Raw genomic sequence first — 22,549 nt, 5'->3', positions numbered from 1 at the left:
TTTAGAAATCCTTATAAAAAACGAGTTCTACTCGAGTATTGTTGTAATGATCTTTCGTATTTACTGGCACATCTTTAAAGTAATTGCCATATAGTCGTTCAACACGTAGTTTTATTGGTTGATAATTAAAAGGCTGCCATGAAATACCTGGGCCATATTCAAATAAATTATTGTAATATTCATCTTTACTGTCAGCTAAGCCATGCAATTTCATATAAGCTTGTACAGTTCCGTTCTCGCCTTTATAGATATTCAGACCCGTGCGTAATCTCAAATCACCAATAACGTTATAATCTTCTCTAGAATAAGTTGCAGCATTGCCATATAAATCAGTGAAGTAATCATTAAAACAAAGTGACTGATTACAACTATTTTGAGAATACCATTCTTGATAACCTGTCACCCCACCGACAACACTTTCACGAAACTTATCTCTATTTCGGTCAATTAGATCATAGCTTCCACCTACTTCTAAATACATGCGCACAGGTATAGAAGTCCAAGGTTGATAATTAGCGCCTACACCTAGAGTTACTGCATTTTCATCAATAATTTCAGGTCGTACTCCGCCTTGAGATTGAGTATCGCGGTTTAGATTTAAAAAGCCATACACCTGCGCTCGACCATTATCGAGGTTCTTACCATAGCGAGCTTTAAGTGGGAAAATTACATCGTCGTAACGTGATTCATATGAAGGCGCAAAATACACATCACGGAAATAAGTTTTGACCTCTCCTCCACTCAGATTTTTTACAGCCTGTGTCGCTTTAGTCGCAATATCAGCATCTTTAGATTGCGTAAGCTCCTTAAAAACTACCAAAGCTTCTTTATTATTTTTTTGAGAATTCAATAAATAGGCTTCTTGGAGTTTTAAATTATCATCTGCTGGGTCTAAGGCCTCTGCTTTTCTCAGACTTTGCAAAGCTGCATCTTGTTTCCCTAGTCGAATTTGTAAATAAGTTAAGCTTTTCCATACTTTAATATCTTGTGGTGTCATCTCTCCAAGTTCTAATAATAACTTCTCGGCATTTTCAGGTTGAGTCTTTTCAATTTTATAAAATTGATCCCATTTATCATAAATTGGATTACCTGGTTTATATTCTTGATTAACAATCTCTTGCGCAAAACTAGTCTCAATACTTAAGAGGCATAAAGCTGGACAGATCGAACCAATAACGATAAAGGAACGGGTTATAGATTTTATTGTTTTGCTATTCATTGGGACCTCTAAAGTAAAGTAGATAGAATGCTTGCGTAGCAATCAAATTAAAATTTAATCAATAAGTATTATAATTAAACCCATAAATGACACTGTTTATATAAGTAGATGAGTTCTTTAAATTGTTCATTTTATCTCCTTTAATATGATGTTTTAAAAAGTTCTTATCTGTTTGTTTTTCCTATAATGACACATTTTTTAATCGTATTATTGTAAATAATCTTATAGGATAAGATAAAAATTTATAACTACAAATAGGAGAAAACATGTCCTTTTCTCAACATCCAGAACATCATTTTATTCACCGCTCAGGGTGGTTAAGGGCGGCCGTTTTAGGGGCAAATGATGGAATTATTTCTGTTACTAGTCTAATTATGGGAATGGCTGCAAGTGGGGCTTCTGCTCATACACTTCTTATTGCATGTATTGCTGGTTTAATTTCCGGTGCAACCTCTATGGCTGCAGGAGAATATATTTCAGTAAAATCACAAGAAGATATTGAAAAAGCCGACTTAAAATTTGAAGAACAAGAACTTAAAAAGCATCCGCAGCGTGAACTGGACGAACTCACTCAAATTTATATATCCAGAGGCTTAGCACCTGATTTAGCGCTACAAGTTGCTACTGAACTTACAAATCATGATGCATTAGGGGCTCACGCGCGTGATGAAATAGGTATTCATGAAAATACCGCAGCAAATCCTATTCAAGCCGCATTAGCTTCAGCTGGCTCATTTTCATTTGGGGCATTGTTTCCTATGCTGGCTATTTTACTCAGTCCAGAGATATGGATCGAAAAAACAGTCTTAATATTTGGCATTATTTCATTAGCTTTTTTAGGAGCGCTATCAAGTCATTTCGCGGGCACTTCTAAGCTTAAAGGGAGCCTACGCATTACCTTGTGGGGAATTTTAGCGATGGGCTTTTCAAGCTGGATCGGCTCTTTATTTCATGTTACTCCACTTTAAAAAAATCAGAACTTATCAATGTTTAAGAACTAAATATTTAAAAACTAAATGCCCAATATTATTTGCTCTTGGTTCGGTTTTCACGCTATGGTGAATAGAAAGAAATGAGGTGAATAAAATGGACCTATTACAACAACTTGAAATTAAACATCCAATTTTTCTTGCCCCTATGGCAGGTGTATCTACACCTGAACTTGCAGCAGAAGTTTCTAATCAGGGTGGTCTTGGGTCCTTAGGTCTAGGTGCAAATACGGCGCAAAGTGCACGTGAACAGATTTTAAAAACCCAAACACTTACAGAAAAATCATTTCAGGTTAATTTTTTCTGTCATCAACCCGAACAACTTAACCTTCAAACTTCTGCTCAATGGATTGAATATTTACGCCCACAATTTGAAAAGTTCGGAGAACAGCCTCCTCAAAACTTAAACTGTATTTATCCAAGTTTTCTTGATAACGATGATTTTCTAAATGTCGTATTAGAAACCAAACCTAAAGCGGTCAGTTTTCATTTTGGCATTCCCCATCCCCATCAAATTCAGGCATTAAAAGATGCCGGAATTATTACGATGGTGTCTGCTACCAATTTAGTTGAAGCACAAGCCATTGAAGCGGCTGGTATAGATATTATTATTGCTCAAGGGATTGAAGCAGGCGGACATCGTGGAATCTTTAATAAAACCTTTGATGCAGCAATTAAAACGAGCGATTTAGTACACCTTATTGTCAAGCATTGCAAACCACCTGTGGTAGCCGCAGGCGGTATTATGAATGGAGCTCAGGCACGATATATGTTGAGCTTAGGAGCTACTGCGGTTCAACTCGGAACAGCATTTGTGCAATGCCATACATCAAATGCATCTACCGAGTATCGTAAGGCTTTATTTAATGAGCCTGTGACACAAATCAGCGCCAGTCTTTCTGGGCGTCCAGCCCGTGGCTTGCTCAACCATTGGCACACACAAATTGATTTACCTAATCGCCCTGCTCAACCCGAATATCCATATGCATACGATCTAGCCAAGCAATTAAATGCCATTGCAAGCAAGAATAAAGACTATGGCTTCGGTGCTTTTTGGGCGGGTAGTAATGTCTCTCAAATACGAGAGCTAGATGCTGCTGATCTGGTTAACCAGTTAGTTGTAGAAATGCTAGAAGATGAGTAAATCTTAAAAAGCCAGTAATCATATACTGGCTTTTTATTTAATGGGTTTCTAGTAAGTTAACCTGCTCAACTTGAACATCACTCATCAAATTGCCTTCAGCCAATAGCTGATTAAAATAATTTTCGACTACTATTGCCTGTTCAGCAGTACTTTCAACTTTATACATATTTTGGCGGAATTCATTACTCGAACGTAATCCTTTGGTGTACCAAGCAATGTGTTTACGGGCAATACGGCAGCCAGAGTATTCACCATAAAATTGATAAAGTTCTGATAAATGTCCTAGTAACACCTGCTTCACCTCTTCAATATTAGGTGCAGCTAAGTGTTCACCAGTTTTTAAATAATGAGCAATTTCACGAAAAATCCATGGTCGACCTTGAGCAGCACGACCAATCATAATTGCATCGGCCCCTGTATAGTCGAGTACATATTTTGCTTTTTCAGGACTATCAATATCACCGTTCGCAATAAGTGGAATATTGATTAATTCTTTGACATGTTTGATCAAATCATAACGTGCTGTATTTAAATACATGTCTTCACGGGTGCGGCCATGTAAAGCTAGCGCGGCAATCCCCGCTTCTTCTGCTCTTTTTGCTACTCTTAAAATATTTTCCTGACCATTTAAAAAGCCTAAACGGGTTTTCAAAGTCACGGGAACATCAACAGCAGCGACAACTGCATCAAGTATTCGCGCTACCAAGTCCTCATCTTGCAATAACGCTGAACCAGCGAGCTTATTACATACTTTCTTGGCAGGACATCCCATATTGATATCAACAATTTGTGCGCCATTTGCTACTTGATAACGTGCAGCCTCTGCCAATTGCTCAGGATCAGAACCTGCAATTTGAGCAGAGATTGGAGCGAGTTCACCATCAAAGTTCGCACGGTAGAGGCTCTTTTTGCTCATCCGCAAAGTTTTATCAGCAGTCATCATTTCACTGACTGCATGGCCTGCGCCAAAATACTTGCAGAGTGTTCTAAATGGACGGTCAGTTACTCCGGCCATAGGAGCAACAATTAAATTATTTGACAGTTGATAGGGACCAATATACATATATATTCATACAATTGATGATCAACATAGTATACTTCATCCGCTTAATCGGCTCATCTTTTTATGCAGGTGCTTTCCTCGCCATGAACAAACCGTTGTCTTCCCGTTTTTTATTAAAATCATTCGGCATGGCTGCCGTATGCATGAGTTTAGCTGCTTGTGGTGATAAAGCTTGGTGGTCAAACAATGATGAGCCTGAACTAGAAAGCCAACAGATTAAACGTCTAATTCCATCACGTGTGCATGACCGTGAGTCATGGGCTAAAGATATTGATGACATTATGAAAAACTTGAATATTCCTAAAACCAAGAAAAATGTCTGCAGTATTGTGGCTGTAGTGGATCAGGAATCTAACTTTGTTGCCAACCCTCAAGTGCCTGGGTTAGGACAAAAAGCAGTTGAAGAAGTTAGTACACGTTTAAATGAAAAATTTGAAGATAAGCTTGGCAAAACCGTTGGTGGAACAATTGCTGGTTACTTTGAAGAAGTTCTAAGAACTCAGCCCTCTCCTGATAACAACTATATGAGTCAAATGCGTAAAGTTAAAACCGAGAAAGAACTCGACTTACTTTACCGAGAAATTTTCGACTTCATGGCTAAACACTATCATGTGAGTGCCTTAACTGGTGCAGCCAAATTGGTTGGTCAAGATATTGGCGAGAAAATGAACCCTATTACGACTTTGGGCTCAATGCAAGTTCATATTAACTATGCTAAAGCCAATAAGCGTTCGAGTATGAGTACTGCTGCGCTCCGCGATGACCTATATACTGAATACGGTGGTTTATATTACGGCATACATCGTTTAATGGTTTATCCGGCAGACTACGATAAAGCCATTTATCGTTTTGCGGATTATAACTCTGGTATGTACTCTAGCCGTAATGCAGCTTTTCAAAAAATGCTAAAAGAACTTACCGATAAAGATATAAGCCTTGATGGCGATCTACTTCTTTATACAAAAGATGGCGATCCACGCGCAGCTCAAAGCGAGTCAGAAAAAGAGCTGATTACGGTATTTGCAAAAAATAATGTATTGGTTACCCCACGACAAATTCGTGATGATCTTAAATTAGAAAAAGAGAAAAAGTTTGAAAGTACTCAAACTTATATTGCGCTGACTAAACTTTATAAATCAAAAACTGGCAAAGAACCACTCTATGCAATTATGCCTCAAGTGGTAATTTCTGGGCCTAAATTAAGTCGTGATTATAATACCAATTGGTATGCAACCCGCGTAAACGGACGATATGAAACATGTATGCAACGAGCGAAACGAATAAGACTATAAAAAGTCTCGCCCTGTTCGATTTTGATGGAACCTTGTGTAGTAAAGATAGTTTTACAGGGTTCATCTTTTATGCTTTATCTAAGCGTCACATTGTTAAGCAAGGCTTGAAAATTCTGCCATGGATTCAAGCCTACTATCTTAACTTTTACCCTGCCCATGCTATGCGTGCCAAGTTATTCCGCAGCATGTTTAAAAATACGCCTGCAATTGAATTACAAAAATTAGGTGAAGAATACGCCCAAGAGCTAGTCTCTGCGCTTTCGCCTGAAATTTTTAATCAGTTACAACACCATCAACTGCGTGGTGATCAGGTCGTATTAGTTTCAGCTTCAATTGATGTCTATCTTGCTCCACTTTGCAAGTTACTAGATATCGAGTTGATTTGTACCGAAACTCAAATTAAAAACGGCATAATGACGGGTTACTATTCCACTCCAGACTGTAGTAGTGAACAAAAGAAGTTAAGGATACATCAGCAATATACGCTACAGCATTACCACCAGATTTATGCGTATGGTAATAGCTCGGAAGACTTAGACATGCTCAGTCTCGCCACACATCCATATATGGTAGGTGAAGACCGTGTTTTACCTCGTTTAACACCAGAAAAAAAGCTCGCATAAAGCGAGCTTTTTTATTTGAACAAAACTTAATAAATTGCCATATGATCACGGTGAATCATTTCAAGTGAACGAGCTTCACCAAGCACTTGATAAACCTTATCTGAGGCTAAGCCTTTAATAATTTCGGCTGATCGTGAGCTAAAGTTCACTCGACCTACCGCAATACGTTTACCTTGTTTATCAACACATTCAACCACATCACCACGATCAAAATGTCCTTCAACATTTTTAACTCCAACAGGGAGTAAACTGCGATGCTTCAATTTAATCGCTTCAACAGCACCATCATCAATCACAAGACGGCCTGCCGTTTGTAAATGAGCAGCGAGCCACTGTTGATGAGCAGTCATACGGTCTTTATCTGTAGTAAACAAAGTGCCTAGCATCTCACCTGCCATCGCACGTGATAAGACATTATCACTTTCGCCACTCGCGATGAGGGTTGGGCAGCCCGATTTAGCAGCTAAACGCGCAGCACGAACTTTAGTGACCATGCCACCTCGCCCGAGCACACCGCCACCGCCGGCCATATCGAATAAATCATCATCCATAGCACGAACAGTAGAGAGTAATTTAGCATCAGGATTATGACGCGGATCTGAGTCAAACATACCTTGCTGATCGGTTAAAATGATCAGCAATTCTGCATGAACCTGACCTGCCACCATAGCAGCTAAAGTATCATTATCACCAAAACGGATCTCATCAGTAGACACCGTGTCATTTTCATTAATGACAGGAATCACACGCCAATCAATCAAGTTTTGCAAAGCATCACACGAGTTCAGATAACGACGGCGATCTGCCAAATCATCATGAGTCAATAAAACCTGAGCAGTACGAATACCGTGGTTTTCAAGCACACTAGACCAAGTATGAATTAAGCCCATCTGCCCAATTGCAGCACAGGCTTGTAGACTGGGTAGATCGGTGGGTCGACTCGCAAGCTTCATACGAACCATACCTTCTGCTACAGCTCCTGATGACACTAAAATAATCTCGTGTCCAGCATTGTGCAGATCTGCAATCTGTTTCGCCCAATGCGAAATAGCGTCCAGATCTAAACCTTGCCCATTAGCCGTAAGTAAAGATGATCCGATTTTAACAACGATTCGTTTACACTCACTGAGCTGACGTTGCCCATCGACCACTTCTATCATGTTTCCCTCGGTTTTCTAGTCACGAACGTAGATGACTTCTACATCATTGTCGTCTTCATCATCGTCAAAATCATCATCATCGTCCATCATGCTTTCGAGACGTTGTGCTCGACGCATTGCACGATATGCTTCTTTTGCCGCAATGGTTTGTTCACGTGTTTCAACTTCTAGTTGTTCACGGAAAGCTCTTACTTCTGCTGCGTATTCAGGATCTTCAACTTCGCGTTCACGTTGTTGTTCAATTTGATCCATCAGGTAATACACAACTTCTTTTGTACCTTCGCTTAATAAGCCCGATGTCTTAAAGACAGGTCCAGTCCACTCTAGTTCATCTAGAATGTGCTGACACCACTCTTCGCGGCTTTCTTCAGCAATCTGATCAAGTTTATTGAGTACTAAAACAACTGGTAATTTAGCCAAAGTTGGTGAGAACTTAGCCAACTCATTCATAATCGCTTTTGCATTATGCGCTGGATCTGAACCATCAATTGGTTGTACATCAATAATGTGTAAAAGAATACGAGTACGTGCCAAATGTTTAAGGAAACGAATTCCTAAACCTGCACCTTCTGCTGCACCCTCGATTAACCCTGGAATATCGGCCATTACAAATGAACGATGGCGGTCAGCATCGACTACACCCAAGTTTGGAACCATGGTTGTAAATGGATAATCTGCCACTTTTGGTTTTGCAGCGCTTACAGCACGAATGAAAGTAGATTTACCGGCATTTGGCATACCTAGCAAACCAACATCTGCCAATACTTTTAATTCAAGACGAATTTCGCGGAACTCACCTTTTGTACCAGTTGTACATTTACGCGGTGCTCGGTTAGTTGATGATTTAAAGTGAGTGTTACCTAAACCACCTTCACCACCACCAGCAACCAGAATTCTTTGGCCGTCTTCAACCAAATCGCCAATAATATCGCCTGAATCTGTATCAACAATTGTTGTACCAACGGGTACTTTTAAAACCACATCTTCACCACCACGTCCAGTACAGTTAGCACCTGCACCGTTTTTTCCACGCTCAGCACGGAATTTACGTGTGTAACGGTAATCGACTAGCGTACTTGTATCGTCATCAGCTTGAATATAGATACTTCCACCACGTCCGCCATCACCACCATCTGGGCCACCAAATGGTACAAATTTTTCACGGCGAAAACTGGCTACGCCATTGCCACCGTCGCCAGCCTCTACGGTAATGACTGCTTCATCAACAAAGCGCATCTGCCAATCCTCTAAAAACTCTAAAACCGCCTATTCTGCCATATTTTCATAAAATTCTCGAATAGAAAATGGAACAATTCCATTTATAACGATCTGTTTTATCTTTAATCCAGCATATGCTTTTAGTTTTGCAAATAGGATCCTTATAAAAAATAAAATTTAGCCAATTTATTTAATTATCAAGGATGAACATTGCGCAGAGGTAAGGTCATTTGCATATCAAGATTTGCTTTTGTTTTTGGCACAGAATTATACATGATGGCATTAAATGAAGAGACATTACCCATTTCCATAGGATCATTTACGTTTAGGCTTGGTTTAAACTGATGTTTCACCGATAAATTTACAGGTTCATCGAATTCAAAATAAACTGGACCATCAAAAACAATTTTAACGGGAACGGTATAACTACGTTTTAAATTAAAAGGCACATCTAATTTAATAGGGATATCTAATTTAAGGGGAAATTTTGGTAAAAACTTACTTTGATAAACCAAATCTGTGGTGGTTTCTAAAGGCATAACCTGATCAATTTTTAGAGTCGTTGAATAATCGACACTTACCGTAATAGGAGTTTCTACGGCAAAATTTAAATCTGCCAAATATTTCCCTTTTAAGGGTAAAGTTAATTGGCGGTCTATATCTAAGGTTGTATCAAGTTTACCAATAGACTGAACCTGCAAAGTATTACCAACTTGAATCTTTGTTTCTAGAGAGTCAGGTAAACTAATGTCGGCATTATGAGCCGAAACGACTAAATTTGCTTGAATATTGAGATATACCCAAAACATAATAGCGGCAAGTATCATCATTAAAAAGAAACTGATTAACATACTCTTGAGTGAACGAAACATTAGCATCCACCCTATTGATCAGCTGTCTTTTGTGATGTTTCTGAACCTAATACTCGATTTAATCGCATAGTGGACAGAGGAATCTTTAACTCACCATTTGCAATCTTAACAGGCAGAGTATTTTTTACATCAACCGAAGCATTTAATGCAGTTTTAACAGGTACATTTAAATTACCCTCAATTGGGATATTCGTGTCCAATCTTGCTTTTAAAGGAATATGTAGATTTTCTTTTAATACCGTGCGTACTGGAGCATCAAATTTTAAATGAACCTTTTGCTCAAGCGGAACATTAATATCAATTGGCACATCAAGTTTTAATGGAATTGTTCCTTTCAATGGCAATGTAATATCACGCCCCAAAACACGCACCTGAACCTTGGTATCAATTGGTAGATTTTGCTCAACTTTTAATGTTTCTTTGACTGGAATGGTTGTACTAATCGGCACCATATTATCGAAGTAAACACGCGGAGTTAATGTTTGTGTTAAAGGAATATTCAGTTTCTCATCAATTGGAATACTGGCATTTACGCGCCCTTTTACATCCACATTTAAAGCATCTTGCACTTTAACCTTAACCTGTAGAGGCTCTTGTAAATCAATAGCAACTGCCTGATTTTTCAGTGGAATATAAATATTAAAGTGCTTAAATACCCATATTGCAATGAGTACACCACATAAATTGGCAATAATGATGAATACAAAAACGACCAACAAACGTTTAAACTGCGACAATTCCTATCCCTTACTATTTTCTTTTTTTCCTTAATTTGTATTCTCATTTATTTACAAAAAATAGTCAGCATATATTTTGTACGGTTGTAAAAAAACCCAGTCTAAACTGGGTCTTTTTGTGAAAATATTTTATAGATCGTTAAATGATCTTAAGCATTCAATTCTGCTGGAATTTTTTTGTAGCTTACGCCGCACATTTGTTCAGCGATACGTAATACCTGACAGCTATAACCAACTTCGTTATCGTACCAAACGTAAGCAGTTAAACGGTTACCAGAAGTAATCGTTGCTTGAGCATCGTATACACCTGCTGTACGAGAACCGATAAAGTCACTCGATACAACTTCAGTCGAGTTGGTATAACCAATTTGACCTTGAAGGTTAGAGTTAATCGAAATTTGACGAATGTATTCGTTCACTTCTTCACGATCAACTTCTTTATCAAGTGTTAAGTTCAAGATTGCAAGAGATACGTTTGGTGTAGGAACACGTACAGAGTTACCAGTTAATTTACCTTTCAATGCAGGTAATGCTTTAGCAACTGCTTTAGCTGCGCCAGTCTCTGTAATTACCATGTTCAAAGTAGCAGCACGGCCACGACGATCTGCTTTATGGTAGTTATCGATTAAGTTCTGGTCATTTGTAAATGAGTGAACAGTTTCAACATGACCGTTAAGAACTTTATATTTGTCATCCAATACTTTAAGAATTGGAGTAATTGCATTTGTTGTACAACTTGCAGCAGAGATGATTTTGTCTTCATCCAAGATATCTGTGTTGTTTACGCCAAATACAACGTTTTTCATTTCGCCTTTACTTGGTGCAGTCAATACAACACGTGCAACACCTGGGCATTTCAAGTGTTGGCTTAGACCTTCAGCATCACGCCATTTACCAGTGTTGTCGATTAAAAGTGCGTTTTCAATACCGTATTCAGTATAGTCAACTTCACTTGGGCTAGACGCATAAATCACTTTAATGAAGTTACCGTTAGCAATGATTGCTTCGTTTTCTTCATCAACAGAAATTGTACCAGCGAAAGTACCGTGAATAGAGTCACGGCGAAGTAAAGAAGCACGTTTTGCCAAGTCACCGTCAGAAGACTTACGTACAACAATTGCTTTAAGGCTTAAACCACGACCTAAACCTGATTGGCTAATGATTAAACGAGCCAAGATACGACCAATACGACCAAAACCGTAAAGAACTACATCTTTAGGTTGTTCAGAAGTTGCGCTACCTTTGATTGACTCAACTGATTGAGCAACAAAAGCATCAACATCACCGCCTTTTTCTTTATATTCAACAGCAAGTTTACCGATATCAACTTCTGCAGAACCAATATTTTCAACTTTTGCTAAAGCTTCTAAAATTGGGAAAGTATTTACAACAGAAAGCTCAACGTCTACAACACGTGTACGACGGTGAGTTTTCAAAATTTGGATAACAGAACGGTTAATTAAAGAGCGACCGTAAACAGATACGACAATATTTTTTTCACGGTATAATTGACCGATTAATGCAATCATACGTTCCGCGATTTCTTCACGGTTTTTCCAACGGCCTTGGTGTTCAGCGTGCAGGGCGATGATAGTGTCTTTGCTCACAGATACGTCCTCTAATTAATTATATCTAGGCGTGATTTTTAAAACCCCGTAATTGTAATGGAATTATTGGCAAGAATGAATCAAAAGCTGACATTAGTGACTAGATTTTCCTAAAATTCATCATAAATTCATAAAATACCTATAATTATTTTTTATTATCTTATTGTTTAAAGCAGCTAAATTTTTGCTTTTTCTTACTTTTTAGGTTCTGACGACCTAATTGAACTCATCATTTTTTAATCTTTTTTGATATTTCGTGATATTAAGTTGCAGATTTTGGGCTTTTTGCCGTTGTTGATAAAGATGAATAGCTCCTTCTAAAACGAGTACAAAAACAGCACACCAAATCGGAATATAAGTGAACCATTCTTCTTGGCCAATGCTCTCCCCTAAAACTAAAGAAGCTAAAGCCAGTAATACAGGTTCCAAATATCCTAAAAGTCCAAACACAACTAAAGGTAGAAAGCGACTTGCCAGAATATAACTTCCCAGACCAATAGCACTTAAAATTCCAAGCCCAATAATGATCAAAGAAAGACTTGGTTGGTCTATAAATTTACTGTATGGCAGCAAACCTGTATGAGTTAAATAAATCGCAACGGGCATAATAATGACCAAATCCCACCAAAAGCCCCCTAAATTATCTGTTTTAATTTTTTTACGTAATAAAAAGTAGGCAGAATATCCAACTGCTACCAATGCAGTTTCCCAAGCAATACTTCCCAAACGCCATATTTCATGACTAACGCCAATAACTGCAAGAATAATTGCTACCCATTGAAATTTTGATATTTTTTCGCCATACAACACACTTCCAGCTAAGACAAGAACCAGCGGTAATAGGAAATATCCCAAAGAGACTTGCAACCCACGCCCATGCATCGGCCCCCACAAAAAAAGCCAAAGTTGTACTGAGGTTAAAATAGAGGTTGTGATTAATAATAATAGTAAAGAAGGCTTAGCCAAAATACGTTGGTAGATATTCTTGATATAGGCTAAATCACCACTCCACCACATAAATAAAGTAAGGAACGGTAGTGTTGCAATAATCCGCCATCCAAAAGTTTGCTCACTATCTAGCTGGCTTAATAATTGAGTATAAAAATAAAGTACACCAAAAGTGAATGATGCCATGACAGACAAGATCACGCCCTTAAACATCATAAACCTCTTAGACTTTAGTAAAAACAACTCACTACAATACTTGATTTATCCACTATAAAAAAGAAAAAACCATGTAAAAACATGGTTTTTTCTTAAACAGACATATACCACTATTCTTTATGTTCTGTACGAATAATATCTCGAATATCAAAACCTAATGTTTTTGCATAATTTAAATATTCATCTACCACTTCTTGCTCTGGATGAGGGTCTCTTGATAACACCCAAAGGTATTTACGTGAAGGTTCCCCAACCAAAACAGTCTGATAGTCTTCATCTAGCTTTAAAATCCAGTAATCCCCACGAATTACCGGAATCCATCTTACAGCTTCCGGTAAAAAACTTACCTTCAATTTGGTGTTATATGGCGGGTTAACCACAAAAGCCTCCCCGATAGATTGCTGTAATTGTTTTCTATTATCGTAGCAGCGATTATCTACTACTACATTTCCATTTTCGTTTAAGGTGTAGGTTGCAGATACATTATAAGCACACTTTTTTTGAAAAAATGCAGGTTTACGCGCGACTTCATACCAAACACCTAAATATCGGTCCAGTTCAACTTTATAGACAGTTTGCAAAGGTTTCGGCTGGGCATAGACATAGGTTCCAACAGCCAAACCAGCCAAAACGACACCGCCCAACGCAATTTTAGCCAAACGCCAGCTGGCTTGCGGAACATTATTTCGAAATGCCATTGTTGCCCTCAACGATTAGTTGTGAATACAAAAGAACTCAAATATCTACAGTAGCTTGTTTTTTAAACACATTATGTAGCGTTATGTATTCGTTTATTGCAACATTTGCGCTTTTAGTCGAATGATTTCATCACGTATCCGTGCTGCTTGCTCAAACTGTAAATCTTTCGAAGCTTTTAACATCTCTTTTTCAAGCTTAGTAATATGCTTACTAAACAATTTTGGATCAGAGAGAATATGTCTTTCGTCAGCACTTAAAGCTTGTGCTTGTTCAAGCACCTTCTCATCAATTTCGTCGTCTGAAAGCACTTCGCCTGAATCAATTTCTTTGATGACCTGACGAACAGCACTACGTGGCGTAATACCATGCAACTCGTTGAACTCGATTTGTTTAGCTCTACGGCGTTCAGTCTCATCTATTGCTTTTTGCATAGAATCAGTAATTCGGTCAGCATATAAAATTGCTTTACCTTTCACGTTACGCGCGGCACGACCAATTGTCTGAATGAGTGAGCGTTCTGAACGTAAAAAACCTTCTTTATCTGCATCTAAAATAGCAACTAAAGAAACTTCTGGCATGTCGAGACCTTCACGCAACAAGTTAATACCGACTAGAACGTCGAATACACCTGTACGTAACTCATGAATAATTTTGACACGTTCAACCGTATCAATATCCGAGTGTAAATAAGCGACTTTAACCCCATATTCTTTTAAATAAGAAGTCAGATCTTCCGCCATACGCTTTGTTAAAGTAGTCACTAACACACGTTCATTTAGGTTCTTACGAATATTAATTTCAGAAAGAACATCATCGACTTGAGTAAGTACTGGGCGAACTTCAATTTCTGGATCGATTAGTCCTGTTGGACGTACCACTTGTTCAACCACTTGGTCAGACTTTTCTAGCTCATATTTAGCAGGTGTTGCACTGACAAAAATAGTCGTCGGCACAATGCGTTCCCACTCTTCAAATTTCATTGGTCGATTATCAAGTGCGCTTGGTAAACGGAAACCATAATTCACTAAATTTTCTTTACGTGATCGGTCACCTTTATACATCGCCCCAATTTGCGGAACTGTAACGTGTGACTCATCAATAATCAGTAATGCATCTTCTGGTACATAATCAAATAAAGTTGGAGGCGCTTCACCAGCTGGACGGCCCGATAAATGACGTGAATAGTTTTCGATACCATTGGTATAGCCCAACTGTTGCATCATTTCTAAATCATAACGGGTACGCTGCTCAATACGCTGGGCTTCCAGCAATTTGTCATGTTCACGGAAGAATTTAAGTTGATCTTGTAACTCATCTTTAATTGTATCAATAGCACGAGTTAGATGATCTTTCGGCGTTACATAGTGGCTTTTTGGATAAATCGTAACACGTGGAACTTTACGGACCATTTTACCCGTTAACGGGTCAAACCAACGGATCGAATCGACCTCGTCATCAAATAGTTCAATACGAATCGCATGTTGATCAGATTCGGCAGGGAAAATATCAATAATTTCGCCGCGAATTCGATATGTACCACGTAAGAACTCAAGTTCATTACGCGTATATTGCATTTCAACCAAACGGCGGATAATTTCATCACGACTTACACGGTCGCCCTCAACCACATGCAGTAACATTTGCATATAAGCATTTGGGTCACCCAAACCATAAATTGCAGAAACCGAGGCCACAATAATTGCATCACGACGCTCTAATAAAGCACGTGTTGCTGATAGTCGCATCTGGTCAATGTGATCGTTAATGGCAGCATCTTTTTCAATAAAAGTATCTGAGGATGGAACGTAAGCCTCGGGTTGATAGTAATCATAGTAACTTACGAAATACTCAACCGCATTATTAGGGAAGAACGCTTTAAACTCTCCATAAAGCTGGGCAGCCAAAGTTTTGTTATGAGCCATCACAATTGTAGGTCGCTGTGTTTGAGCGATCACATTCGCCATGGTATAGGTTTTACCCGAGCCAGTTACACCCAGCAATAACTGATTACGAAAACCATGCTCGATACCATTTACCAGCTTTTCAATGGCCTGTGGCTGATCACCTGCTGGCTGATAATGAGTGACCAAATCAAAAGGTTGATTTTCGTTCAAAGTTATCTCTCTTTATGAAAAATTGAATTTAACGTCTCCCCTTTTAATGGGGATTTTTATCTTAATTTAAAGTCTAAATTGAGCTTGAAATTCAATGTAAAAGATTAAGCATCTTAACACTTGACCAATACCCTAATCGGTTGCAACATGAAGCTATCCATTAAACAAAAAGTATAACCATGACCTATCAATATCATGATGAAAGTATTGTAACCGAACTTCCCGAGGATACAGTTTTTGTATTTGGAAGTAATCTTGCTGGACAACACGGTAGTGGTGCAGCGCGCGTTGCAAGTCAGCACTTCGGAGCAGTTGAAGGTGTAGGTCGTGGCTGGGCTGGTCAAAGCTTTGCAATCCCAACTTTAAATGAACACATTCAACAAATGCCACTTTCACAAATTCAGCATTATGTTGAAGACTTTAAGATATACACAAAAAATCATCCTAAAATGAAATATTTCATTACTGCATTAGGTTGTGGCATCGCAGGCTATAAAGTTTCTGAAATCGCTCCTCTTTTTAAAGGGATTTATCATAACGTTATCTTTCCGGAATCTTTTAAACCCTATGTAGAAGATAATGCAGTATCTCAATTTCCGACTTTAACTCAAAAGATGGTACAAAGTTTCATTAATGATGAAGTTATTTTTTACTTTAATCATGGCAGTGAATCATTTGAGGAAGCTTTAGATAAAACTGATTTATCAGATGCTGAGAAAGCCATAGCTCTTATTGTCTTAAATGAAGAGTTGTATCCACGAGATCGTTATGGACGAGGCCGTGATCATGAGCTTAGTGATATTTTAGGGAAGTTAAACGGTAAAATTTTCAATCTTCATGGAAACTCTGAAGGTGCCATGATTTTTGTGAGTGCTGTTGTTGCACTGATGGAACTTTACGATTTTGATGAGCAAGATTTTATTAAGTTATGGCGTGGTGAAAAAAACATTGATCACCCGATTAATCGTTAAGTTTTCTTATGAATTTATGAGTTAAGCAGATAATCTCTGCTTTCTCATTATTTTATTTTTCCTTACGTTTAATCCTTTTATTTTTAATTATTCTAATATATTTAAACTCTTTATCCTCCCAAATCTTAATTTTTCTCATTATACTTTAAGGCAAACTGAATACTTAAAGAAACATATGGAAACTTTAGATTCTTCGATTTTTGACCTTAGCCCAATTCCAATGTGGATTGAGGATTTCAGTGAAGTTAAACAACAATTTGATTTATGGAGAAAGCAAGGAATTGAAAATCTCCATGAATTTTTAAATCAAAATAAACACTTAGTTATCGAATGCGCTCATAAAATTAAAATTATTCGTGTTAACCAAAAAACTTTAGAACTTTTTGAAGCAACAACACGCGAAGAACTATATTCAAATTTGAATCTTATTTTTAAAAAGGAAATGTTCGAATCACATATTTATGAACTTGAAGCGTTATGGAATGGCAAAACCCATTTTTCAAGCACCACTGTGAATTACACTTTATCAGGCAAACGTATTGATGTTCAGCTAAGAGGTTCCATTTTACCTGGTTCTGAATCTACTTTTGAGCGGGTATTAATTACTACAGAAGATATTACCCCTTATCAAAATGCACTCCGTCAGGAAGAAAAAAATCGTCGACTGGCTGAATCTATGTTTATCTACTCGCCTACTTCGCTGTGGGTCGAGGATTTCAGCCGTATAAAGAATAGAATTGATCAACTCAGGCTATTGGGAATTGAAGACTTCAGAACTTTTCTCGATGTTCATCCTGAATTTGTCCGCCAGTGCGTAGAAGATATTTTAATTTTAGATGTTAATCAGGCCACGATAGATTTATTTAAAGCTCCTGATAAGTCGACACTTTTAAGAAATACACATAAGATTTTCGCTGAAGAAATGGTTGAAACCTTTCGAGAACAACTCATCGAGTTATGGCAAGGTAATATCCATCATAAACGTGAAGCCGTTAACTACGCTTTAGATGGCCAAATCAGAAATGTCTTGCTTCAATTTACCGTTTTTCCGGGATATGAAGAGACTTGGGGATTAGTGCAAGTTGCGCTGACAGATATTACTGCCCGGAAAAAAGCGGAAAACTATCTTGAATATTTAGGGCAACACGATGTTCTTACTAAACTATATAACCGTGCTTTTTTTACAGAGGAACTTAATCGCTTAAACCGAAGTATTATTCGACCAGTTTCTTCAATTTTTTTAGATATGAATGGATTAAAAGAAACAAATGACCAGTTTGGGCATGATATTGGAGATGGTTTATTACGCCGTGTTGGAAATATTTTAAGTCAGGCTATTTCAAATACAGCATATACGGCTTCTAGAATAGGTGGCGATGAGTTCGTGATCTTAATGCCAGGTGCAGATGAAGCGAACGTTCAAATTATGCTTCAAACGATTCAGGAGCTTTTTAATATCGACAATCAATACTATTCAAGCCATCCAGTAAGTATTGCAATTGGACATGCAACCACTCAAACAAATGAACAAATTGAGGACATGTTAAAACGAGCAGACCATCACATGTATCAAAAGAAAAAAAGTTATTATCAAGAAATTTTATTCAATCAATAAAAAACAGGCATATTGCCTGTTTTTCAAAATTAGCGTTTTCCCATAGAACGACGCGTACCACGTGGAGGCATCCATGTTCTATCCGCGTATTGCTCTGGTTTTGGACGCACTTGGTTGTGTACCGCATCATCTGCTTGATTGCTTTCATTCGGCATTGGGAATGGCAATTTCACCAAAGCCTTTTTCTGTTTTGGCTGTTGCTCAGTCATGATTCATTCTCGAAATTTCGATTGCGACCTATTATAAATGATTTTTATCATTTCTTTTCAAAAAAGCTTCAATTGAGTAAAACAGCAACAAGAACCTTCTTAAATTAAACTTTTTTACATCTAAAAATACCCGTATCCGCAAATTGCTTAATTTTTGCGATAAGATAGTATGCTTTTTATTTTTTAATCCCATAAGAGGAATATTGCCGTGGACGTACGTCTTTCTGATCGTGTCAATGCTATCAAACCGTCCCCTACACTTGCTGTAACAAACAAAGCTGCTGAACTTAAAGCTGCTGGCAAGAACGTGATTGGTTTAGGTGCTGGCGAGCCAGATTTTGATACCCCTCAACACATCAAAGATGCTGCAATCGAAGCGATTAATAATGGTTTCACCAAATATACGGCTGTAGATGGTACTCCTGGGTTAAAAAAAGCAATTATTGCTAAGTTCAAGCGTGATAATAATCTTGATTATCAAGCGAACCAGATTTTGGTTTCTTGTGGTGGTAAGCAAAGCTTCTTTAACTTGGCACTTGCTCTATTAAACAAAGGCGATGAAGTTATCATTCCAGCACCTTTCTGGGTAAGCTATCCAGATATGGTCATTATTGCTGAAGGTACTCCAGTCATTGTGAAATGTGGCGAAGACCAACGCTTCAAAATCACTCCTGAACAATTAGAAGCTGCTATTACACCTAAGACTCGTTTAGTTGTATTAAACAGCCCATCTAACCCAACAGGTATGATTTATAGCAAAGCTGAATTAGAAGCTTTAGCTGAAGTTTTACGCCGTCATCCACAAGTATTTGTTGCATCTGACGATATGTATGAACCGATTCGTTGGGAAGATGAGTTCTACAACATCGCAACTGTTGCTCCAGATTTATATGACCGCACGATTGTTTTAAACGGTGTTTCTAAAGCATATGCAATGACAGGTTGGCGTATTGGCTATGCAGCCGGCCCAGCAAAAATCATTGGTGCAATGAAAAAGATCCAATCACAGTCAACTTCTAACCCAACTTCTATTTCGCAAGTTGCTGCTGAAGCTGCATTGAATGGTCCACAAGACGTTTTACAACCTATGATTGAAGCGTTTAAACGCCGTCATGACTTAGTTGTAAATGGCTTAAATGATATTAAAGGTATTTCTTGCTTACCTGCTGATGGTGCTTTCTATGCCTATGCAAACATTCGCCCTCTTATTCGTGCAAAAGGCTTAAAATCTTGCACAGAGTTCTCTGAATGGTTACTAGAAGAAACTGGCGTAGCAGTTGTTCCTGGTGATGCATTTGGTTTAGGCGGTTTTATGCGTATTTCATATGCAACAGCTGATGAAGTACTTGTTGATGCGTTAGCACGTATCAAAAAAGCTGCTGATTCAATTGAAGGTGTAGACGCTGCTATCGCTTCAATTGAAGCTGAAAAAGCTGCGAAATAATCTGCATTTTGCATAAAAGGGGTTCTCTTGAGAGAACCCTTTTTTTCATTCACTTATGCATTTTTGGCTTTTTGAGGTCTTATATAAATGACTAATAAAATTCCAAATAAAACCATAAAACTCGATAAAATCACTCGCCCTGTCACAGTCTCATTTACAAATAGGCTTCCACCTATAATCGCCAAACATGGCACACTTAGCTGTACTGTACTCGCTGTCACCCGATCAATATGCTTCAAAATTACATACCAGAGTACATAAGCCCCGCTTGAAGTGACACCGCCCGACAAAATCGCTAAGATCCATCCTTGCATGTCAATGTAGCGATCTTGGGCAAGTAATACATTCGCCAACAAAACCATTGGCACAGCTAGCGTAAAATTTGCCAACGTACTACCAATCGGTTGTGTCATATTACGACCAGCAATGCTGTATCCTGCCCATGCCAACCCAGATATCACCATAATTAGAGCATATCCCCAATCAGGCGCATGAGTATCGGGTAATAACAAAACAATTATTCCAGCCAAAGCAATACATAAGCCTATACCACGGTATATGCCAATCTGTTCACCCTGCCAATAGCCATAAAGCACCATAGTCAGCTGTACAACCCCAAACAATAACAGAGCACCAATACCAGCGTCGATCTGAAGATAAGCATACGAAAATGCCAAAATATAAACCGCTAGAAAAAATGCGTTTTTTAAACTCCATTGGACTTTGGTTTGAGACGATTTTGAATATAAAAACAGTCCAAATAAAACAACCGCACCACTTCCCACTCGTATTAGACTAAAAGTCATTGGGTCAATATGTCGGCCAACCAAAGCCAAACGACACAATACAGAATTTGCTGCAAAAGCGGCCATTATGAGTGCAATTTTAAAAAGCATTGTCCTTATGCTCCTGTTATTTCTTATAATGTAAAAGAAGTCTTTCTTATCTATCTAATTCATTATGCAACTCATTTAATTCAATTTTTATAATAAAGGAATTTTATATTAAATGAACAAAATTTTAAAATTCAACTTATCAGTTCAATCTTTAACTATAGAATTGACTTATCGATGACTTAATAATAGGCTAATATCAAGTTCTATTTTGGAACTTAAAAAATTAAAGGACCCAAAAAATGAAAAATCCGATGGAAATGACTGGCCTTGAATTTTTACAAGCAATGATAGAAGGCCATATTCCACCTGCCAGCATTAGTAAAACAATACCTATGCAACCTACTGAAATTTCAGAAGGATCTGTTACCTTTAAAGCCCAAGCAGATCATAACCATTTAAATCCACTCGGTGGCGTACATGGTGGTTTTGCTGCCACCGTCCTAGATTCAGTGACTGGCTGTGCAGTACATACGATGTTACCTGCGGGTGTAGGTTACGGCACAATCGACCTTAACGTAAAAATGTGCCGCCCTATTCCCCAAAATCAGGCTTTAATTGCAACAGGCAAAGTTATTAATTTAAGTAAAAATTTAGGTATTTCTGAAGGAAAGATTATTGATGAGGAAGGTAAACTGTATGCCTATGCAACAGCAACCTGCATGATTATTCGTCCATAATCATTAAAGGCAGCCTTAAACCGCTGCCTTTTTTATTAAGTCATCTGAATTATCTGGACGTTCACAAGTTTGTGCAATCACATACGGCGCCCAAATATTTTTAAGTTGAAGTTCTATAATTTCTTGATGCTCTACAGACCAAGCTAAAACTTTATTTTTACCCAACAATAACTCCCCTTCTAATTGAAAAATATATAAAGATTCAGAAGAGTTTAGTAGTTTCGAGCTTTTTAAAATCTTAAGTGAATTATGCACATTCCATTTAGCGCTAAACCAAAGCTGCAATAAATCGCCTAAATATAAATCCTGCTTTTTGAAAGGATAAGCATTAATCCATGCACCTTCTACAAGTGTGTAATAAGATTCTGATTGATTTAAGATATTGAGATAATTGTGTTGATAGAAATCAAAATTAGAAAAAATAGAAGCGATCGTAAGCGTTTTCATACTTATCTCCGATTTAGCCATTTTAGTGCTGGCAAGTTGGTTTAAATCCACACTGTTTGGATTTCTCCAAACGCTTGTTCTTTTTTGAATCTAGCAATTGATTTTTTAAAGTGCAAGTAATTTCTTAACTCATCACTCAACTGATCAAATAAAAAGCATACGACACAAAAATGAAGTAAACATGACAATTTAGACTTGACCCTTCTCAAAATCTCCTTATAATCTCATGCAGATTCTCCCATAGCTCAGTCGGTAGAGCGACGGACTGTTAATCCGCAGGTCCCTGGTTCGAGCCCAGGTGGGAGAGCCAAATACTAAAAAGCCCGCAGCATTAAAGCGGGCTTTTTTTTGCCATAAATTTATCAATAATTATAAAAAATCCCCTATCA

The 22,549-nt window shown here is 38.0% G+C and carries 22 protein-coding genes and 1 tRNA gene; 9 read left to right on the top strand and 14 right to left on the bottom strand.

Annotated features, from left to right (window positions below; all coding sequences use genetic code 11):
• Position 1: 1 nt before the first annotated feature.
• Positions 2-1,219 carry a tetratricopeptide repeat protein gene (locus ACTJJH_RS11340; RefSeq protein ID WP_320124317.1) on the bottom strand — a complete coding sequence of 406 codons (1,218 nt, stop codon included), beginning with the start codon at positions 1,217-1,219 and terminating at the stop codon, positions 2-4.
• A gap of 266 nt (positions 1,220-1,485) precedes the next feature.
• Between ACTJJH_RS11340 and ACTJJH_RS11335 the strand changes: the two genes are divergently transcribed.
• Together ACTJJH_RS11335 and ACTJJH_RS11330 are read left to right on the top strand one after the other, a co-directional pair.
• Positions 1,486-2,187, top strand: a complete 702-nt coding sequence (locus ACTJJH_RS11335; protein ID WP_005067876.1) for a VIT1/CCC1 transporter family protein — start codon at positions 1,486-1,488, stop codon at positions 2,185-2,187.
• A 118-nt stretch (positions 2,188-2,305) separates the two neighbouring features.
• Positions 2,306-3,352 (top strand): NAD(P)H-dependent flavin oxidoreductase, encoded by a 1,047-nt coding sequence (locus tag ACTJJH_RS11330; RefSeq protein WP_199113107.1) that lies wholly within the window; start codon positions 2,306-2,308, stop codon positions 3,350-3,352.
• Positions 3,353-3,389: 37 nt separating this feature from the next.
• On the opposite strand, the gene dusB is transcribed toward ACTJJH_RS11330, so the two are convergent.
• Positions 3,390-4,415 carry a tRNA dihydrouridine synthase DusB gene (gene dusB / locus ACTJJH_RS11325; RefSeq protein WP_005067871.1) on the bottom strand — a complete coding sequence of 342 codons (1,026 nt, stop codon included), beginning with the start codon at positions 4,413-4,415 and terminating at the stop codon, positions 3,390-3,392.
• A gap of 83 nt (positions 4,416-4,498) precedes the next feature.
• Here dusB and ACTJJH_RS11320 point away from each other — a divergent pair, with 83 nt between their 5' ends.
• A complete protein-coding gene (locus ACTJJH_RS11320) occupies positions 4,499-5,707 on the top strand; it encodes a DUF1615 domain-containing protein (RefSeq protein WP_440601139.1) in 1,209 nt (402 codons plus the stop codon).
• Positions 5,674-6,330 (top strand): HAD-IB family hydrolase, encoded by a 657-nt coding sequence (locus ACTJJH_RS11315; RefSeq protein WP_069123833.1) that lies wholly within the window; start codon positions 5,674-5,676, stop codon positions 6,328-6,330. Before ACTJJH_RS11320 ends, ACTJJH_RS11315 begins: the two co-directional genes overlap by 34 nt.
• 26 nt (positions 6,331-6,356) lie before the next feature.
• Here ACTJJH_RS11315 and proB read toward each other — a convergent pair whose 3' ends face one another.
• The 8 genes from proB to uvrB all read right to left on the bottom strand — a co-directional run bounded on the left by proB (position 6,357) and on the right by uvrB (position 15,901).
• Complete coding sequence (proB, locus tag ACTJJH_RS11310) at positions 6,357-7,490, bottom strand: glutamate 5-kinase (protein WP_002118789.1); 1,134 nt, start codon at positions 7,488-7,490, stop codon at positions 6,357-6,359.
• Positions 7,491-7,505: 15 nt separating this feature from the next.
• Positions 7,506-8,726, bottom strand: a complete 1,221-nt coding sequence (gene cgtA, locus ACTJJH_RS11305) for an Obg family GTPase CgtA (protein ID WP_002118576.1) — start codon at positions 8,724-8,726, stop codon at positions 7,506-7,508.
• 179 nt (positions 8,727-8,905) lie between these two features.
• Positions 8,906-9,580, bottom strand: a complete 675-nt coding sequence (locus ACTJJH_RS11300) for a hypothetical protein (RefSeq protein ID WP_005073191.1) — start codon at positions 9,578-9,580, stop codon at positions 8,906-8,908.
• Positions 9,581-9,591: 11 nt separating this feature from the next.
• Positions 9,592-10,317, bottom strand: a complete 726-nt coding sequence (locus tag ACTJJH_RS11295) for a hypothetical protein (protein WP_017399267.1) — start codon at positions 10,315-10,317, stop codon at positions 9,592-9,594.
• A gap of 149 nt (positions 10,318-10,466) precedes the next feature.
• Positions 10,467-11,924 (bottom strand): glyceraldehyde-3-phosphate dehydrogenase, encoded by a 1,458-nt coding sequence (locus ACTJJH_RS11290; RefSeq protein ID WP_002118702.1) that lies wholly within the window; start codon positions 11,922-11,924, stop codon positions 10,467-10,469.
• A 216-nt stretch (positions 11,925-12,140) separates the two neighbouring features.
• Complete coding sequence (rarD, locus tag ACTJJH_RS11285; protein ID WP_014207355.1) at positions 12,141-13,088, bottom strand: EamA family transporter RarD; 948 nt, start codon at positions 13,086-13,088, stop codon at positions 12,141-12,143.
• Between the two features lie 110 nt (positions 13,089-13,198).
• Positions 13,199-13,786, bottom strand: coding sequence for a lipocalin family protein (locus ACTJJH_RS11280; protein ID WP_017402788.1), 588 nt, complete (start codon positions 13,784-13,786; stop codon positions 13,199-13,201).
• A 93-nt stretch (positions 13,787-13,879) separates the two neighbouring features.
• A complete protein-coding gene (gene uvrB, locus ACTJJH_RS11275; RefSeq protein WP_002118463.1) occupies positions 13,880-15,901 on the bottom strand; it encodes an excinuclease ABC subunit UvrB in 2,022 nt (673 codons plus the stop codon).
• A gap of 179 nt (positions 15,902-16,080) precedes the next feature.
• On the opposite strand from uvrB, the gene ACTJJH_RS11270 reads away from it, so the two are divergent.
• A complete protein-coding gene (locus tag ACTJJH_RS11270; protein ID WP_002118650.1) occupies positions 16,081-16,872 on the top strand; it encodes an A1S_2505 family phage non-structural protein in 792 nt (263 codons plus the stop codon).
• Between the two features lie 175 nt (positions 16,873-17,047).
• Entirely contained in the window at positions 17,048-18,487 is a 1,440-nt protein-coding gene (locus ACTJJH_RS11265; protein ID WP_039759574.1) for a sensor domain-containing diguanylate cyclase, read from the top strand.
• A 29-nt stretch (positions 18,488-18,516) separates the two neighbouring features.
• On the opposite strand, the gene ACTJJH_RS11260 is transcribed toward ACTJJH_RS11265, so the two are convergent.
• Entirely contained in the window at positions 18,517-18,696 is a 180-nt protein-coding gene (locus ACTJJH_RS11260) for a hypothetical protein (protein ID WP_002118942.1), read from the bottom strand.
• Positions 18,697-18,904: 208 nt separating this feature from the next.
• On the opposite strand from ACTJJH_RS11260, the gene ACTJJH_RS11255 reads away from it, so the two are divergent.
• Positions 18,905-20,140, top strand: a complete 1,236-nt coding sequence (locus tag ACTJJH_RS11255) for a pyridoxal phosphate-dependent aminotransferase (RefSeq protein WP_060464837.1) — start codon at positions 18,905-18,907, stop codon at positions 20,138-20,140.
• 53 nt (positions 20,141-20,193) lie between these two features.
• Here the strand turns inward: ACTJJH_RS11255 and ACTJJH_RS11250 are convergent, their stop codons facing one another.
• Complete coding sequence (locus ACTJJH_RS11250) at positions 20,194-21,036, bottom strand: DMT family transporter (protein WP_057085805.1); 843 nt, start codon at positions 21,034-21,036, stop codon at positions 20,194-20,196.
• A 239-nt stretch (positions 21,037-21,275) separates the two neighbouring features.
• Here ACTJJH_RS11250 and ACTJJH_RS11245 point away from each other — a divergent pair, with 239 nt between their 5' ends.
• Positions 21,276-21,713: a PaaI family thioesterase gene (locus ACTJJH_RS11245; RefSeq protein ID WP_002119022.1), complete on the top strand. Its 438-nt coding sequence runs from the start codon at positions 21,276-21,278 to the stop codon at positions 21,711-21,713.
• A 15-nt stretch (positions 21,714-21,728) separates the two neighbouring features.
• On the opposite strand, the gene ACTJJH_RS11240 is transcribed toward ACTJJH_RS11245, so the two are convergent.
• Both ACTJJH_RS11240 and ACTJJH_RS11235 read right to left on the bottom strand, forming a co-directional pair.
• Positions 21,729-22,160 (bottom strand): hypothetical protein, encoded by a 432-nt coding sequence (locus ACTJJH_RS11240; RefSeq protein WP_017386246.1) that lies wholly within the window; start codon positions 22,158-22,160, stop codon positions 21,729-21,731.
• Between the two features lie 41 nt (positions 22,161-22,201).
• Complete coding sequence (locus ACTJJH_RS11235; protein ID WP_079381033.1) at positions 22,202-22,348, bottom strand: hypothetical protein; 147 nt, start codon at positions 22,346-22,348, stop codon at positions 22,202-22,204.
• 46 nt (positions 22,349-22,394) lie between these two features.
• On the opposite strand from ACTJJH_RS11235, the gene ACTJJH_RS11230 reads away from it, so the two are divergent.
• Positions 22,395-22,470: transfer RNA gene (locus tag ACTJJH_RS11230), tRNA-Asn, on the top strand.
• The last annotated feature ends 79 nt before the right edge of the window (positions 22,471-22,549 follow it).

This window comes from Acinetobacter sp. 22301, from assembly GCF_052045285.1.
GTDB classification, from domain to species: domain Bacteria; phylum Pseudomonadota; class Gammaproteobacteria; order Pseudomonadales; family Moraxellaceae; genus Acinetobacter; species Acinetobacter pittii.
The sequence above is the reverse complement of the archived record's forward strand: the minus strand, read 5'-3'. Positions and strand labels throughout refer to the sequence as shown.